Source organism: Streptomyces sp. NPDC002788 (assembly GCF_053592115.1).
The window spans coordinates 129,466-144,832 of sequence record NZ_JBSFVB010000007.1 but is presented as its reverse complement, the minus strand read 5'-3'; the positions used below and the strand labels follow the sequence as shown (position 1 = coordinate 144,832).

Annotated in this window: 17 protein-coding genes and 5 tRNA genes; 6 read left to right on the top strand and 16 right to left on the bottom strand. The window is 70.5% G+C overall.

Annotated features, from left to right (window positions below; genetic code table 11):
• Positions 1–137 precede the first annotated feature (137 nt).
• A complete protein-coding gene (gene rpmB / locus ACWD1U_RS15320) occupies positions 138–323 on the top strand; it encodes a 50S ribosomal protein L28 (RefSeq protein ID WP_004924906.1) in 186 nt (61 codons plus the stop codon).
• A gap of 149 nt (positions 324–472) precedes the next feature.
• On the opposite strand, the gene thiD is transcribed toward rpmB, so the two are convergent.
• Positions 473–1,264, bottom strand: coding sequence for a bifunctional hydroxymethylpyrimidine kinase/phosphomethylpyrimidine kinase (gene thiD, locus ACWD1U_RS15315; RefSeq protein WP_451107723.1), 792 nt, complete (start codon positions 1,262–1,264; stop codon positions 473–475).
• Positions 1,261–2,226, bottom strand: coding sequence for a thiamine-phosphate kinase (locus ACWD1U_RS15310; protein WP_451107722.1), 966 nt, complete (start codon positions 2,224–2,226; stop codon positions 1,261–1,263). Before ACWD1U_RS15310 ends, thiD begins: the two co-directional genes overlap by 4 nt.
• 206 nt (positions 2,227–2,432) lie before the next feature.
• On the opposite strand from ACWD1U_RS15310, the gene ACWD1U_RS15305 reads away from it, so the two are divergent.
• Together ACWD1U_RS15305 and ACWD1U_RS15300 are read left to right on the top strand one after the other, a co-directional pair.
• Complete coding sequence (locus ACWD1U_RS15305; protein WP_158990895.1) at positions 2,433–2,666, top strand: Lrp/AsnC family transcriptional regulator; 234 nt, start codon at positions 2,433–2,435, stop codon at positions 2,664–2,666.
• 20 nt (positions 2,667–2,686) lie between these two features.
• Positions 2,687–3,205, top strand: coding sequence for a DUF3515 domain-containing protein (locus ACWD1U_RS15300; protein WP_451107720.1), 519 nt, complete (start codon positions 2,687–2,689; stop codon positions 3,203–3,205).
• A 28-nt stretch (positions 3,206–3,233) separates the two neighbouring features.
• Here ACWD1U_RS15300 and ACWD1U_RS15295 read toward each other — a convergent pair whose 3' ends face one another.
• The 3 genes from ACWD1U_RS15295 to ACWD1U_RS15285 are packed head-to-tail and all read right to left on the bottom strand — an operon-like array spanning position 3,234 to position 6,270.
• On the bottom strand, positions 3,234–4,391 hold the full coding sequence (locus ACWD1U_RS15295) for a D-alanine--D-alanine ligase family protein (protein WP_451107719.1): 1,158 nt from the start codon (positions 4,389–4,391) through the stop codon (positions 3,234–3,236).
• Between the two features lie 59 nt (positions 4,392–4,450).
• A complete protein-coding gene (locus ACWD1U_RS15290) occupies positions 4,451–5,461 on the bottom strand; it encodes an NAD(P)H-dependent glycerol-3-phosphate dehydrogenase (protein ID WP_451107717.1) in 1,011 nt (336 codons plus the stop codon).
• Positions 5,458–6,270, bottom strand: a complete 813-nt coding sequence (locus ACWD1U_RS15285) for a lysophospholipid acyltransferase family protein (RefSeq protein WP_451107715.1) — start codon at positions 6,268–6,270, stop codon at positions 5,458–5,460. Before ACWD1U_RS15285 ends, ACWD1U_RS15290 begins: the two co-directional genes overlap by 4 nt.
• Positions 6,271–6,428: 158 nt before the next feature.
• On the opposite strand from ACWD1U_RS15285, the gene cofC reads away from it, so the two are divergent.
• Entirely contained in the window at positions 6,429–7,067 is a 639-nt protein-coding gene (gene cofC, locus ACWD1U_RS15280; RefSeq protein ID WP_451107714.1) for a 2-phospho-L-lactate guanylyltransferase, read from the top strand.
• Between the two features lie 9 nt (positions 7,068–7,076).
• Entirely contained in the window at positions 7,077–7,280 is a 204-nt protein-coding gene (locus ACWD1U_RS15275) for a hypothetical protein (RefSeq protein WP_451107712.1), read from the top strand.
• Positions 7,281–7,352: 72 nt separating this feature from the next.
• Here ACWD1U_RS15275 and ACWD1U_RS15270 read toward each other — a convergent pair whose 3' ends face one another.
• The 4 genes from ACWD1U_RS15270 to leuC form a co-directional block, all read right to left on the bottom strand.
• The gene (locus ACWD1U_RS15270) at positions 7,353–7,994 is read right to left on the bottom strand and encodes an HU family DNA-binding protein (protein WP_451107710.1); all 642 of its coding nucleotides are present in this window, start codon (positions 7,992–7,994) and stop codon (positions 7,353–7,355) included.
• Between the two features lie 135 nt (positions 7,995–8,129).
• A complete protein-coding gene (locus tag ACWD1U_RS15265; RefSeq protein WP_333933759.1) occupies positions 8,130–8,360 on the bottom strand; it encodes an SCO5555 family protein in 231 nt (76 codons plus the stop codon).
• A gap of 277 nt (positions 8,361–8,637) precedes the next feature.
• The gene (leuD, locus tag ACWD1U_RS15260) at positions 8,638–9,231 is read right to left on the bottom strand and encodes a 3-isopropylmalate dehydratase small subunit (protein ID WP_451107708.1); all 594 of its coding nucleotides are present in this window, start codon (positions 9,229–9,231) and stop codon (positions 8,638–8,640) included.
• Positions 9,232–9,237: 6 nt separating this feature from the next.
• Positions 9,238–10,668: a 3-isopropylmalate dehydratase large subunit gene (leuC, locus tag ACWD1U_RS15255; RefSeq protein WP_451107707.1), complete on the bottom strand. Its 1,431-nt coding sequence runs from the start codon at positions 10,666–10,668 to the stop codon at positions 9,238–9,240.
• Positions 10,669–10,863: 195 nt separating this feature from the next.
• Here leuC and ndgR point away from each other — a divergent pair, with 195 nt between their 5' ends.
• Entirely contained in the window at positions 10,864–11,580 is a 717-nt protein-coding gene (gene ndgR, locus ACWD1U_RS15250; RefSeq protein WP_020270051.1) for an IclR family transcriptional regulator NdgR, read from the top strand.
• A 123-nt stretch (positions 11,581–11,703) separates the two neighbouring features.
• Here the strand turns inward: ndgR and ACWD1U_RS15245 are convergent.
• The 7 genes from ACWD1U_RS15245 to ACWD1U_RS15215 form a co-directional block, all read right to left on the bottom strand.
• Positions 11,704–11,776: transfer RNA gene (locus tag ACWD1U_RS15245), tRNA-Glu, on the bottom strand.
• Between the two features lie 28 nt (positions 11,777–11,804).
• Positions 11,805–11,876 (bottom strand) — tRNA-Gln (locus ACWD1U_RS15240).
• Positions 11,877–11,896: 20 nt separating this feature from the next.
• Positions 11,897–11,969, bottom strand: a tRNA-Glu gene (locus tag ACWD1U_RS15235).
• Between the two features lie 41 nt (positions 11,970–12,010).
• Positions 12,011–12,083: transfer RNA gene (locus tag ACWD1U_RS15230), tRNA-Glu, on the bottom strand.
• Between the two features lie 21 nt (positions 12,084–12,104).
• Positions 12,105–12,176, bottom strand: a tRNA-Gln gene (locus tag ACWD1U_RS15225).
• 91 nt (positions 12,177–12,267) lie between these two features.
• Positions 12,268–12,999: an HAD family hydrolase gene (locus ACWD1U_RS15220; protein ID WP_451107706.1), complete on the bottom strand. Its 732-nt coding sequence runs from the start codon at positions 12,997–12,999 to the stop codon at positions 12,268–12,270.
• 29 nt (positions 13,000–13,028) lie between these two features.
• Positions 13,029–15,239 carry a FlgD immunoglobulin-like domain containing protein gene (locus tag ACWD1U_RS15215; protein ID WP_451107704.1) on the bottom strand — a complete coding sequence of 737 codons (2,211 nt, stop codon included), beginning with the start codon at positions 15,237–15,239 and terminating at the stop codon, positions 13,029–13,031.
• Positions 15,240–15,367 lie beyond the last annotated feature (128 nt).

Below are 15,367 nucleotides of genomic sequence, written 5' to 3'. Positions count from 1 at the left end.
CTCCGGTTGCCCGATCCTGATCGGGCTTTTCCCCCTGGCAGCGCCACTCAGATCTCGTCGGCTCCCGGAGCCGAAGAATCTCGATCCCGGCATGCCGGGATTAACCGTAAGTGCATCTGAAGTCTTTGGAGTGACCCGTGGCTGCCAACTGCGACGTCTGCGGCAAGGGGCCGGGCTTCGGCAACAACATCTCGCACTCGCACCGCCGTACGCCCCGTCGCTGGAACCCGAACATCCAGCGTGTGCGTACCGTGGTGGGCGGGACGCCGAAGCGCGTGAACGCTTGCACCTCGTGCATCAAGGCCGGCAAGGTCTCGCGCTGACGCTCAGCTAGCGCGCGGCCACTGCTGGTTCGCTGCAGAGCCGGTCCACCTCTGGTGGGCCGGCTCTTTGCGGTACCCGGAATCTCCATGGCCGATGCTGAACCCCGTGCCGCCTCAGGGACCCGGCCCCGGACGCCGCACCTCGACGCTCAGGACCCGGCCCGGAACCGCCAGCCATGATCCACCGGCCCGATACCCCCGCCGAGCGCGAACCCGGCCGCGACGGCTCCGGTGACGTACTCCTTCGCCGCCGCCACCGCCTCCGGTACGGAGTCCCCCTTGGCGAGCTGCGCGGCGATCGCGGAGGCGAGCGTGCAGCCGGTGCCGTGGGTGTGGCGGTTGTCATGCCTGGGCGCCCGCAGCCAGTGCTCCTCGGAACCGTCCGTGAGCAGGTCCACGGCGTCGCCGGAGAGGTGGCCGCCCTTGATCAGCACCCAGCGCGGGCCGTAGCCGAGCACCGCCGCAGCGGCCCGCCGCATCTGCCCCTCCGACTCGACGCGCACGCCCGTCAGCTGGGCCACCTCGTCGAGGTTGGGCGTGGCGACCGTCGCCACCGGCAGCAGTCTCGTACGGACGGATTCCAGCGCGGAGGCGGCGAGCAGGGAGTCGCCGTGCTTGGAGACGCCCACCGGGTCGACGACCGCCGGGGCGTCCGTGTCCGCGAGCAACTCGGCGACCACCTCCACGAGTCCGGCGGAGGCGAGCATGCCGGTCTTCACCGCCCGCACACCGATGTCGTCGACGACGCTGCGGTACTGGGCCCGGACCGCCTCCACCGGCAGTTCCCAAGCCCCTTGTACGCCGAGGGAGTTCTGCGCGGTCACCGCCGTGAGGACGCTCATGCCGTGCACGCCGAGCGCGAGCATCGTCTTCAGGTCGGCCTGGATGCCCGCGCCCCCGCCGGAGTCGGAGCCCGCCACCGTGAGGACGTTGGGGATCACGACTCCACGTCCCCGAAGTGGTCCCAGCCGCCCTTGCTGGTCCACGGCGCCCCGTCGACCGTCACCTGGGGCAGCGCCGAGGGGTTGAGGACCTCGCCGATGACCTTCCAGCGGGCGGGCAGCTTCACGTCCGGCGGGAAGGTCGCCACGATCGCGTGGTCCTCTCCCCCGGTCAGCACCCACTGCATCGGGTCGACGCCGACCGCCTGCCCGATGTCGTTCATCTGGGACGGGATGTCGATCGCCTGGGAGCGGATGTCGATCCGCACCTTGCTTGCCTCGGCGATGTGCCCCAGGTCGGCGATCAGTCCGTCGCTCACGTCGCACATGGCGGTCGCCCCGAGCCCGGCGGCGGCCGGACCCGCGTGGTAGGGCGGCTCGGGGCGCCGATGGGCCTCCACGAACGCCCGCGGCGAGCGGTACCCCCGGGAGAGCACCGCGTACCCGGCGGCCGACCAGCCCAGCCAGCCGGTCACCGCGACGAGGTCGCCGGGCTGCGCGCCCGCCCGTGTCACCGGTTCCTGGTTGCGGAGGTCGCCGAGCGCGGTGATCGACACCATGATCGAGTCGCCGCGTACGACGTCACCGCCCACCACGGCGGCGCCCGCCACCTGGCACTCGTCGCGCACGCCGTCCATCAGCTCGCTCGGCCACGTCACCGGCAGCTCGGCCGGGACGACCAGGCCGAGCAGCAGCGCGGTCGGGACGGCCCCCATGGCGGCGATGTCGGCGAGGTTCTGCGCGGCCGCCTTGCGGCCCACGTCGTAGGCCGTGGACCAGTCCCGGCGGAAGTGCCGGCCCTCCACCAGGATGTCCGTACTGGCCACGACCCTGCGGTCGGGCGCGGACACCACGGCGGCGTCGTCGCCCGGGCCGACCCGGACCGCCGGAGTGGTGGTGAGACGGGAGGTGAGCTCCCTGATGAGCCCGAACTCACCGAGCTCACCAACAGTGCCCTTCATTGCCCTTTCTCCCCTTCTGTCCCTGTCCGTGCCCGGTCGCGAGGCACTTCAGTCCTCGCTACGGTCGAGGTGACCGTCAAGTTCTGCCGGATCTGCACCCCGGCGCGCAATACCCGGTCCCCACAGGTCTCCCCGCGGCGAGCGGCGACGCGATACCGTGGCGTTCCTTTTCCCCACATGATCCTCGTGGCCGCCCTGGAGGTTCCGTGGTACAGGCGTACATCCTGATCCAGACGGAGGTCGGCAAGGCGTCGACCGTCGCCGAGACGATCGCCAAGATCCCTGGGGTCATCCAGGCCGAGGACGTGACGGGACCGTACGACGTGATCGTTCGGGCGCAGGCCGACACCGTCGACGATCTGGGCCGCATGGTGGTCGCCAAGGTCCAGCAGGTGGACGGCATCACCCGCACCCTGACCTGCCCGGTCGTTCATCTGTAGCCCCCGTCTACCCTGAGCCGGTGAACTCTTTCCGTCACCGGCGCCGTCATGTCTTCCGCATGTCCCGCCTGCCCGCTCTCGCGCTGTTGATCACTGCGGCGGGCTGCTCCTCAGCAGACGACAGCGCGTCGGCGGCGGTTCCCAGTCCGGACGCGGCGGTCACGGAACTGTGCCGGAACCTGGACAAGGTACTGCCCGGGAAGGTGGACGGTGAGCCTCGCGAGGATCCCGAGCCCGCGTCGGCGCTGACGGCGGGCTGGGGCAGCCCGGCGATCATACTTCGCTGCGGCGTGCCGCAGCCGCCGAAGATGATCGATCCGAAGGTGGCCGACGGGCAGGACCCGGACGCGGTCGCCGGGGGTGTGAACGGGGTCGACTGGCTGATGGAGAAGCGGGACGGCGGGGGGTACGTCTTCACGACCGCCAACCGGGAGGCCTACGTCGAGGTCGCGGTGCCGGAGGGTGCGGACAGCTCCGGCGTCCTCATCGACCTGGCCTCGGCCGTGAAGAAGGCGATCCCCGAGGGGATCGCCTCCTGAAGTTCTGTACGCCGGGCCCGGGCCTTGTTCAGCGCAGGCCCGTCGAACGGCGAAGTGCCGCCTGCACCAGCCGGTCGATCAGCTCCGGATAGCTCACGCCGCTCGCCTGCCACATCTGCGGATACATCGAGATGGGCGTGAAGCCGGGCATCGTGTTGATCTCGTTGATCACGAACTCGCCGTCCTCGGTGAGGAAGAAGTCCGCGCGGACCAGGCCCTCGCAGGACGCCGCCTCGAAGGCGTCGACCGCCAGGCGCTGCACCTCGGCCGTCTCCTCCGGCGTCAGCGGCGCCGGCACGACCCCCGGGGTGGAGTCGATGTACTTGGCCTCGAAGTCGTAGTACGCGTGCGCCTCGGGAGGGGGGATCTCCGCGGGCACGGAGGCCCGGGGGCCGTCCTCGAACTCCAGGACACCGCACTCGATCTCGCGGCCGCGCAGCGAGGCCTCCACCAGGATCTTCGGGTCGTGCCGCTGCGCCTCGGCGATCGCCTCGTCGAGCCCGGAGAGGTCGTCGACCTTGGTGATGCCGATCGACGAACCGGCTCGCGAGGGCTTCACGAACAGCGGCCAGCCGTGCTCGCCGGCGAAGTCCACGATCTTCTTACGGGCGGCCGCCTCGCCCTGCTCCCACTCCCGCGGCCGGATCACCACGTACGGGCCCACCTTGAGCCCGAAGGAGGTGAACACCCGCTTCATGTACTCCTTGTCCTGGCCGACGGCCGAGGCAAGCACACCCGACCCCACGTACGGGACGCCGGAGAGCTCCAGGAGGCCCTGGAGGGTGCCGTCCTCGCCGTACGGGCCGTGCAGCACCGGGAAGACCACGTCGACCTCACCGAGCGCCTTGGGTACCGATCCCGGCTCGCTGTAGACGACTTCGCGGTCGGCGGGGTCGACCGGGAGGATCACTCCGCCCTCGGCGGACTCGGCGAGCGCGTCGACGCTCGGCGGGCGCCGGTCGACGATCGCCATCCGCTCCGGTTCGTCCGCCGTGAGCGCCCAACGGCCGTCCTGGGTGATGCCGATCGGCAGGACGTCGTACCTGCTCCGGTCGATCGCCTTGAGGACGGCGCCGGCGGTGACCACGGAGATCCCGTGTTCGGAGCTGCGCCCACCGAACACGACGGCCACACGCGGCTTGCGAGGCGGCTGCTCGGGGCTCTGGGGGAGGTTCTCGGTGCTCATATCGCGTTGAGGGTACCCGTTGGTAGGGCCCGGAGACAGCGCCCCCGGCCTCGCGTCGCTCAGCGTCGTTCGGGCTTCGCGCTGCGCGACATCAGCTCCTTGAGGGCGACCACCGGAGGCTTGCCCTCGTGCACGATGCCGACGACCGTCTGAGTGATCGGCATGTCGACGCCGTGCCGGCGGGCCAGATCCAGCACCGACTCGCAGGACTTGACGCCCTCGGCGGTCTGCTTGGTGACCGCGATGGTCTCCTGGAGGGTCATGCCCTTGCCGAGGTTGGTGCCGAAGGTGTGGTTGCGCGACAGCGGTGAGGAGCACGTGGCCACCAGGTCGCCCAGGCCCGCGAGTCCGGAGAACGTCAGCGGGTCGGCGCCGAGCGCCATGCCGAGCCGGGTGGTCTCGGCGAGACCGCGGGTGATGAGCGAGCCCTTGGCGTTGTCGCCGAGGCCCATGCCGTCCGCGATGCCGACGGCGAGGCCGATGACGTTCTTCACGGCTCCGCCCAGTTCGCACCCCACCACGTCCGTATTGGTGTACGGGCGGAAGTACGGCGTGTGGCAGGCGGCCTGGAGCCGCTGGGCGACGGCCTCGTCGGTGCAGGCGACCACGGCCGCGGCCGGCATCCGCGCGGCGATCTCCCGGGCCAGGTTGGGTCCGGTGACCACGGCGATCCGGTCCGTGCCGACCTTGGCGACGTCGTCGATGACCTCGCTCATCCGCATCGCGGAGCCGAGTTCGACGCCCTTCATCAGCGACACCAGGACCGTGCCCGGGGCGAGCAGCGGACCCCACTCGGCGAGGTTGCCGCGCAGGGTCTGCGAGGGGACCGACAGGACGGTGAAGTCGGCGTCGGCGGCCGCTTCGGCGGGGTCCGTGGTGGCCCGTACGCGCTCCGGGAGCTCGACGCCCGGGAAGTAGTCGGGATTGGTTCGGGTGGCGTTGATCGCCTCCACGACCTCCGGGCGGCGCGCCCACAGGGTGACCTCGCACCCCGCGTCGGCGAGCACCATGCCGAAGGCCGTGCCCCACGAACCGGCGCTCAGGACCGCCGCCTTGACCGGCTTGCTCACTTGCCCAGCCCCTCTTCCTGCCTCGACTGCGACGACCGCACCGGCCGCTCCGACTGCCGCCCGCCCCGCTGTGTCTGCGCCCGCGTGCGGCGCCGCTGTTCGATCCGCTCCCGGCGCGGGTCGTAGGGCGTCTCGGGCGCCTTCTCGCCGCGGATCTCCTCCAGCTGGGCGGTGACGGCGGCCATGATGACCTCGGTGGCCTCCTTCAGGAGGTCCGCGGTCATCTCCCGGTCGTAGAACCGCGTGAGGTCGACCGGGGGCCCGGCGAGCACCCGGTGCGTCTTGCGCGGCAGCAGGTGCGGCTTCCTCGCGTACGGCGGCAGCAGCTCGTTGCAGCCCCACTGGGCCACGGGGATCACGGGGCACTTGGTCTGCAGGGCGACGCGCGCGGCCCCGGTCTTGCCGGTCATGGGCCAGCCGTCCGGGTCACGGGTGAGGGTGCCCTCGGGATAGAAGGCCACGCATTCCCCGCGGTCCACGGCGTCGATAGCGGCCCGGAAGGCGCTGAGCGCGTCCGCGCTCTCGCGGTAGACGGGGATCTGTCCGGTGCCGCGCATCGCGGCACCGACGAATCCCTTCTTGAAAAGCCCGCTCTTCGCGAGGAATCGCGGGACGCGCCCGGTGTTGTACTGAAAGTGCGCGTAAGCGAAGGGGTCGATGTGCGAATTGTGGTTCACCGCGGTGATAAATCCACCCTCGGCCGGAATGTGCTCCATTCCGCGCCAGTCCCGCTTGAGCAGAACCACCAGCGGCGGTTTGCAGATCACCGCAGCGAAGCGGTACCAGAAGCCGATTCTGCGGCGGGGCACGCGGTCACCTTCCTCTAGGGCCTGAAGCGGGGGCCACGGGGGGCCGCACAAGTGTCGCCCCAGGCCGCCGGTCTGTCGAGAACACCGTACGCCCCAGCACACCGCCCGCCGGATGCCCCGGGTGACAATGACCGCGACAAGAAGAGGACGGAACCCCTGTGCAGTGGACCCTGGTCGTACCCCTGAAGCCCTTGGCCCGGGCCAAGAGCAGGCTCGCGGACACCGCGGACGACGGGCTGCGGCCCGGCCTGGCGCTCGCCTTCGCCCAGGACACCGTGGCGGCCGCGCTGGCCTGCCCCGCGGTACGGGATGTGGCAGTCGTCACGGACGACGCCCTGGCGGGCCGCGAGCTGGCCGCACTGGGCGCCGCGATCATCCCCGACGAGCCCGGGAGCGGCCTCAACGCCGCCCTGGCACACGGGGCGGGGGTCGTACGGGCCGACCGTCCGGCAAGCAGGGTGGCCGCGCTCAACGCCGACCTGCCGGCCCTGCGCCCCGGGGAATTGTCCCGGGTACTCGATGCCGCTGGTGAATTCCCACGTGCATTTCTTCCCGACGCGGCCGCAATCGGAACGACATTGCTGGCCGCCGCCCCGGGCCGGAAATTGCGCCCGGCCTTCGGTACCGATTCCCGGGACCGGCACCGTGCGTCGGGGGCCGTGGAACTGTCCCTCGCCGCCGTGGACTCCGTACGCCAGGACGTGGACACCGGCGAGGACCTGCGCAGCGCGCTGGCCCTTGGGGTCGGCCCTCATACGGCCGCGGCCGCCGCGCGGTTGCTGATACCCGGGCAGTAGGCTGCGGCCATGCAGGCGACCGCGTACACGTACGACCCCGACAGCCGCAGCGGGCAGGTGCTCCTGGACGACGGCACCCCGGTGCCCTTCGACGCGGCGGCGTTCGACGCGGGCGGCCTGCGGCTGCTGCGCCCGGGTCAGCGCGTCCGCATCGAGGTGGAGGGCCCGAAGGACGACTTCCGGATCACTCTGGTGACCCTGCAGACCCTCTGAACACTCCCTGAACACACCGCGGGCCGGACTCCTCGACGGAGTCCGGCCCGGCGCGTGAGTACCCCGGCGCCCCTACTTCTTGCGGGCGGTGGTCTTCTTGGCGGTGGTCTTGCGCGCCGTCGACTTCTTGGCGGGCGCCTTCTTGGCCGTGGCCTTCTTCGCCGGGGCCTTCTGGGCGGTGGTCTTCTTCGCGGCGGCGGTCTTGGACGTCCCCGTGGTCTTCTTGGCGGGCGCCTTCTTCGCCGTGGTCGTCTTCGCGGCCGCCGTCTTGGTGGTGGCCTTCTTCGCCGTCGTCTTCTTGGCGGTGGTCTTCTTTGCGGCGGCCGACTTCGTGGTCGTCTTCTTCGCGGCGGCCTTCTTGACCGTCGCGCCGGCGCCGCCGGTCAGGCTGCCCTTCGGCGCCTTCTTGACGGAGACCTCACCGCCGCGCGGGAGCTTCTTCGAGCCGCTGACCAGGTCCTTGAAGCCCTGGCCCGCACGGAAGCGCGGAACGGAGGTCTTCTTGACGCGAACCCGCTCGCCCGTCTGGGGGTTACGGGCGTAGCGCGCCGGACGGTCGACCTTCTCGAAGGAACCGAAGCCGGTGACGGAGACCCTCTCACCTGCGACGACCGCGCGGACGATGGCGTCCAGCACATGGTCGACAGCGTCGGCGGCCTGCTGGCGGCCGCCCATCTTGTCGGCAATCGCTTCTACGAGCTGCGCCTTGTTCACGTCTTCCCCTTCGGAGACATCGCCAGAACGAAATGTTCAAGCTTTTTCGCACGTTAGGCAGATATATACCGCAAATCAAACACGAAACGGGCTTATCACCCTTGTGCCGCAACGAACTCGGCGGTGTCGACAGGTTCAGCGTTCCTCGACGGGGAGACGTCCCTCGTCGAGGTCTGCGGTGAACCGCTCCAGCCGCCTTGCCGCGTCGGCGAGATCGTGCTTGGCCGCGGCCGTAATGACCAGCAGCTTCCGGGTCAGCGCCATCCGTACGCCCTCCGGGACTTGCAGTGCGCGCACCCTTGCATGCGCTTCCTTGAGTTGGTCCGCGACTGCCGCATAGAGCTCGAGTTGGCCGTCGTGTTCCATGCACAGATTGTGCCATCTGGGGCGAGTTGTCGCCTGCCCAGGGGACAACTGCCGCCCCGAACGGCCTTTTGGGCACACGCGGAGGTCACGGGTGTACCTCTCGCGTACCCCGGCAACCGCCTGCATAACGTGGGAAGTTGACCGCACTCCTGGGGGCGGGCAGGGCCGTTCGGGTACAGAAACGGCTGTACCCCCGATCGGGCTGATCGGGGGTACAGAGGGGGTTTTGCAGTGGCCGAAAGTCGCCTTGCTCAGGGGCGGCGGTTCGTGCTCCTGATCAGACCGGGAGCGTCCGCGGCTTGAACGACGGGCGCTTCGCCTCGTACGCGGCGATGTCCGCCTCGTTCTTCAGGGTGATCGAGATGTCGTCGAGGCCGTTCAGCAGCCGCCAGCGGGAGTTCTCGTCCAGGCCGAAGGAGGCGGTGATGCCCTCGGCGCGGACTTCGCGGGCGACCAGGTCGACGGTGATCTCGGCCTGCGGGTCCTTCTCGGTGAGCTCCCACAGCGCGTCCACGATCTTCTGCTCCAGAACGACTGTGAGCAGGCCGTTCTTGAGTGAGTTGCCGCGGAAGATGTCGGCGAAGCGGGAGGAGATCACGGCCTTGAAGCCGTAGTTCTGCAGCGCCCAGACGGCGTGCTCGCGGGAGGAGCCGGTGCCGAAGTCGGGGCCGGCGACCAGGACGGTCGCGCCCTGCCGCTCGGGCTGGTTGAGCACGAACGACGCGTCCTTGCGCCAGGCCTCGAACAGCCCGTCCTCGAACCCGTCGCGCGTGACCTTCTTGAGCCAGTGCGCGGGGATGATCTGGTCGGTGTCGACGTTGCTGCGGCGCAGCGGGACGGCCCGGCCGGTGTGGGTGGTGAATGCTTCCATGACTGATCAGACTCCAGCGGGCGTACGGACGTCGGCGTCGGACAGGTCGGCCGGGGAGGCCAGGTGGCCCAGGACGGCGGTAGCGGCCGCGACCTGCGGCGACACCAGATGCGTCCGGCCGCCCTTGCCCTGCCGGCCCTCGAAGTTGCGGTTGGACGTGGACGCGGAGCGCTCACCCGGGGCCAGCTGGTCGGGGTTCATGCCCAGACACATGGAGCAGCCCGCGTGCCGCCACTCGGCGCCGGCCTCCTTGAAGACGACGTCCAGGCCCTCGGAGACGGCCTGCAGACCGACCCGCGCGGAGCCCGGGACGACCAGCATCCGTACGCCGTCGGCGACTTTGCGGCCCTTGAGCAGCTCGGCGGCGGCGCGCAGGTCCTCGATGCGGCCGTTGGTGCAGGAGCCTACGAAGACGGTGTCCACCTTGATGGAGCGCAGCGGCTGCCCGGCCTCCAACCCCATGTACTCCAGGGCCTTTTCGGCGGCGTAGCGCTCCGATGCGTCTTCGTACGAAGCAGGATCGGGGACGGACGCGGAAAGGGGCGCGCCCTGCCCGGGGTTGGTGCCCCAGGTGACGAACGGCGACAGCTCGGCGGCCTCGATGACGACCTCGGCGTCGAACTCGGCGTCCGCGTCGGTCCTGAGCGTCTTCCAGTACGCCACGGCCGCGTCCCAGTCCTCGCCCTCGGGGGCGTGCGGGCGGCCCTTGAGGTACGCGAAGGTGGTCTCGTCGGGGGCGATCATGCCCGCGCGGGCGCCGGCCTCGATCGACATGTTGCAGATGGTCATCCGGGCCTCCATCGAGAGCTTCTCGATGGCCTCGCCGCGGTACTCCAGGATGTATCCCTGGCCGCCGCCGGTGCCGATCCTGGCGATGATCGCCAGGATGAGGTCCTTGGCGGTGACGCCCTCGGGCAGTTCGCCGTTGACCGTGATCGCCATGGTCTTCGGGCGGACCATCGGCAGCGTCTGGGTGGCCAGCACGTGCTCCACCTGGGAGGTGCCGATACCGAACGCCAGCGCGCCGAAGGCGCCGTGCGTGGAGGTGTGGGAGTCGCCGCAGACGACGGTCATGCCCGGCTGGGTCAGGCCCAGCTGCGGGCCGACGACGTGCACCACGCCCTGCTCGACGTCGCCCAGCGGGTGCAGCCGCACGCCGAAGTCGGCGGCGTTCTTGCGCAGCGTCTCCAGCTGGATCCGGGAGACCGGGTCCGCGATCGGCTTGTCGATGTCGAGGGTCGGGGTGTTGTGGTCCTCGGTCGCGATGGTGAGGTCGAGGCGCCGCACGGTGCGGCCGCTCTTGCGGAGGCCGTCGAAGGCCTGCGGGCTGGTCACCTCGTGCAGCAGGTGCAGATCGATGAAGAGAAGGTCGGGCTCGCCCTCCGCGCGCCGGACGACATGGTCGTCCCAGACTTTCTCCGCGAGTGTCCTACCCATCGCTGTTCCCTCCGGCCGGCGACGGTCCGCCGACCCAACTAGAGATCTTGAGGAGGCGGCGCCCGTTCCCCTGATCCCGGGCACGCACCACCAGGCCCTTACGTCACGGGCCGTTGTGACTTCGTGATTCCAGGGTGGCGGGTTCCACGGAAACTTGAACTTGCGTTTCACAGAGTGAGACGGGAGTATCGTTTCATGGACAACAGTAGCGGCGTCGGCGTTCTGGACAAGGCGGCCCTCGTCCTGAGCGCTCTGGAGTCCGGTCCGGCCACCCTCGCGGGCCTGGTCGGCGCCACCGGACTGGCACGACCCACGGCCCACCGCCTGGCCGTGGCGCTGGAACACCACCGCATGGTGGCGCGCGACATGCAGGGCCGTTTCATTCTCGGCCCCCGCCTGGCAGAGCTTGCCGCGGCCGCGGGTGAGGACCGTCTCCTCGCCACCGCCGGCCCGGTGCTCACGCACCTGCGTGACGTCACGGGCGAGAGCGCGCAGCTCTACCGCCGCCAAGGCGACATGCGCATCTGCGTCGCCGCGGCGGAGCGGCTGTCAGGACTGCGGGACACGGTCCCGGTCGGTTCCACGCTCACGATGAAAGCCGGATCCTCGGCGCAGATCCTCATGGCCTGGGAGGAGCCGGAGCGGCTGCACCGCGGCCTGCAGGGGGCGCGCTTCACGGCGACGGCCCTGTCGGGCGTGCGGAGGCGGGGCTGGGCCCAGTCGATCGGTGAGCGGGAGCCGGGCGTCGCGTCCGTCTCGGCGCCGGTGCGCGGCCCTTCCAACCGCGTGGTGGCCGCCGTGTCGGTCTCCGGCCCCATCGAGCGGCTGACAAGGCACCCGGGCCGGATGCACGCGCAGGCTGTGATCGACGCGGCGGGGCGCCTCTCCGAGGCGCTGCGGCGCACCGGCTGATCCACGGAAGCGTTTCGGGAGAGTCCGCCTCGACGCCGCGGCAGGCTTTCCCGAGCGCGGTTCCCCGCACCCCGGGCAGATACACCGAAGGCCCTCCACACAAGTGGAGGGCCTTCTTTGCTGTACCCCCGACCGGATTCGAACCGGCGCTACCGCCTTGAGAGGGCGGCGTGCTAGGCCGCTACACAACGGGGGCATGGACACTGCGTTTCCGCAGGTCCGAGCTGGTCTACCTGGACTCGAACCAAGACTAACTGAACCAGAATCAGTCGTGCTGCCAATTACACCATAGACCAATGTGGTTTAGACCAGTCAGTACCCCCGACCGGATTCGAACCGGCGCTACCGCCTTGAGAGGGCGGCGTGCTAGGCCGCTACACAACGGGGGCCCTAGCAGTCCCGAGAATGATCGTCGATCTTCCGGAACCAGTACCCCCGACCGGATTCGAACCGGCGCTACTGCCTTGAGAGGGCAGCGTGCTAGGCCGCTACACAACGGGGGCTTTGCAGATGAGCTCTGCGAGCTGGCCTACCTGGACTCGAACCAAGACTAACTGAACCAGAATCAGTCGTGCTGCCAATTACACCATAGGCCACTGGAACGCAAGCCCCTCGGGGGATCGTGTTCTAGTTCTGCGCTCCGGGGTTCCGGCCTTCCGGCCCGCTCCCCGTGGCGCAGGAAGAACATTACCCGAAGGTGGACGGGGCTCCAAAACGAGTATCCGCGCCGAGCACAGACGGCAGTTCGGTTAGGGAGGCGATGCGGTGCGGCCCCACGGGCGGGTCGATCGTGGCGTACCGGCCGCCGCGGTCGATCCACACCGACAGCAGCCCGGCGTCGGCGGCACCCCGGCCGTCGATCTCCGGGTGGTCGCCGACGTAGGCGACCTCGTGCGGTGGCAGGCCCAAGGACTCGCAGGCCGCCAGGAACGCCCCGGGCTCCGGTTTGGAGATACCCAGCTCGGCCGCGCACAGGATGGTCTCGAAGCGGCCGTGGACGCCGAGGGCGCGCAGCTTGCGGTCCTGGACGTGGAGGCTGGAGTTGGAGAGCACCGCGTGCCGGTGGCTGACGGCGAGGGCGTCGAGGACGGGCAGGACGTCCGGGAAGAGGGCCCAGGCGGCCTCGTAGTGAGTGACGTACCTCTCGAACCACGCGTCGGCCTCGGCGTCGGTCATCTCCCGGCGCAGGAAAACCCTTACGCGGTCGCGCCGCTGGGCCTGGAAGGTGACCTCTCCGGCCGAGAAGCGCGCCCACTGCTGGTCGGTGATCTTCCGCCAGCGGGCGATGGCCTGGTCGACGGTGTCGTAGTCGGCGAGCAGGCCCTCGGCCGCCAGGTGGGCGCGCATGCCGAGGCGGTCGGCGGTGGAGTAGTCGAAGAGGGTGTCGTCGACGTCCCAGACCACGGCGTGGATCCTCATGGTCGGACCGTACCCACTGCGCGGTGCTCTCAGCCCAGGGTCATGGTGCCGGAGAGCGTGAGGTCCGGGCCCTGGTCGTCACGGGGGTGGGCGGTGAGCTTCCAGGTGTAGGTGCCACCCGTGGCTCCGCCGCCGTTGTCGGTGGTGCAGTCCCAGGCGGGGCGTACGGCGGCTCCGGTGGAGGCGCCGGTCAGGGTGCGCACGACGGTGCCGGAGGCGTTGGCGAGGGTGAGGGTCCAGGTGGACGGCTTGTTCAGCTGCCACACCGGCGACCAGGGGAAGGACTTGCCGATCACGGAGGGCGAGTAGACCTGGGCCTCCATCTGTGCGAGCGGTGAGGCGGGGACGCCGCTGGGGACGATCGAGACCTCGCCGTACGTGCCGTTGAGGTAGGCGATGTGGCCGCCGAAGCGGTCGACGGCCCAGCGGCCGTTGCTGCCGCCGGTGTTCTGGTCCGTGGCCGGCAGCTTGACCAGGGTGCGGGTGGTGGCCGTGCCGGTGTGGAAGTCGGTGAGCAGCAGTTCGTGGGTGGTGCGGTTCTCGCGGAGCAGGAAGCCGTCGGCGAGGCGGGCCGGGCCGTTGTCGGCCGGGACCGTGATCTTGCGGTTCGTCGCCCGGTCGTAGACGCCCGCGGTGCTGCCGCAGGACCAGTACAGCCAGGTGTTGACGGCCTGGATGTCGGTGGGGGTGCAGGGGGCGCCGGTGGCGATGGTGGTGGTCGCGCCGGTCTTGAGGTTGCGGCCGGTGACCGCGCCCTGGGTGCCGCCCGGGGTCCACAGGGTCTGGCCCCAGACGGCGGCGGCGGTGCGGTCGCGGGTGAGGGCGGTCTCGCCGCCGGTCGCGGCGCGCGGGAAGTCCACGAGCCGCTGCTTGCCGGAGGCGCCGTTGTAGAGCACGTAGCGGCCGGTGCCGCCGGCGAGGCGGCCGCCGGAGTCGCCGTCCGTGGGCTCGTTGAGGACGGTGGTGGTGTCGAGGCCGACGTTGAGGACGGACTCCTGGCCCGCGGCGCCGGTCCACAGGTAGGCGACCCGGCCGTCGCCGAGGGCCTCCAGCTGGGGGCAGGCGGCGTCGCCGGGGAGACAGGTGGTCCCGCTCAGCGCCGGGCTGCGGGGAGTCTGCTGACCGGTGGGTCTGCCCGTGGTGTCCAGCTGGAAGCTGCTGTACCGCTGCGAGGCGCCCGGCGTCGCGCCGTACAGGAACAACTCGCCGCCGGCGACGGCCAGTCCCTGCACACCTACCGTGAAGGCCGGGACCCGGGCCACCTTCTCGGTGGCGGTGCCGCCGTCCTCGGTGGGGGTGATCCGGTGGACGTTCCAGTCGAGGCTGGTCGTGCCGGCGGTGGCGAGTGCGCCGCCGTCGAGGGTCGGGCCGATCCCGCCGAACGACGAGCTGAGCACGGTGGTGTCGGCGCCGGTCACGAGGGAGTGGGCGGTCAGTGCGGGCTGGGTGCCGCCCTGGACGAAGTCCGGGTTGCCGATGAGGAGTCGGTCGCCGACCACGGCCTCGAGCTGGGCGCCCCGTCGGGTGTGCGCGGTGGGATCGGTGCCGGGCTCGGCGTCGACCCGTACGGACTTCCAGTCGGCGACGAGCCAGCGGTCGTTGAAGACGACCTGCGGATTCTCGATCACACCGGTGACGTACGTGCGGAAGGCGCCGTCCGCGAGGTCCACGAGCCCGACGGAGGTCGTGCCGTCCATCGTGTAGACGACCGCGAGCCGCCGGACCGAGCCGCCGAGGACGTAGGCGGTCGGCTCGGCGCCCTCGGGGAGGCCGGAGACGGGCAGGTCGGCGGTGGTGCCGTCGGGAGCGGCACGCAGCACGTGCAGGGCACCGGTGGTGTCCTGCGTCAGCACGCTCCAGCCGGCGGCGGCCCGGTAGGTGTGACCGGCCGGGATCGCGAGGGTGGCGGTCACGCCCGCGGAGCGGTGCTTCTGCGTGGCGGTGGAACCACTCAAGGTGGTGATGACGTCGGTCCCGGTCGCCAGGTCGTCCGGCCCCGCGTGCGCGGGCGGGACACGGTCCGGGTAGTCGACCCAGGTGGTGGAGCCGCCGGCGGCCGGGCCGTACCGGAAGCCGGACGCGCCGGCCCACCAGTACCTGATCTCCTGCCGCTTCTCCGAGCTGAGGCGGACCGTCCCCACGGGCGAGTCCGCGGCCTGCGCGGACGTGATCGGCAGGGCCCAGGTCAGGGCCACCGCCCCGCTGAGCGCCACCGCGGCAAGTCTTCGTGAACGCGTCACGTTCCCTCTCCCCGTAACAGGGTGCACACGCGCATCATGTGCACAGGGAGCATCCAACGTGCGTTCAGCAAGCGGTGGTTGGCCAGAAGGGTGAACTCCGGACGACGGCTCGGTGGACACGCGAAGGG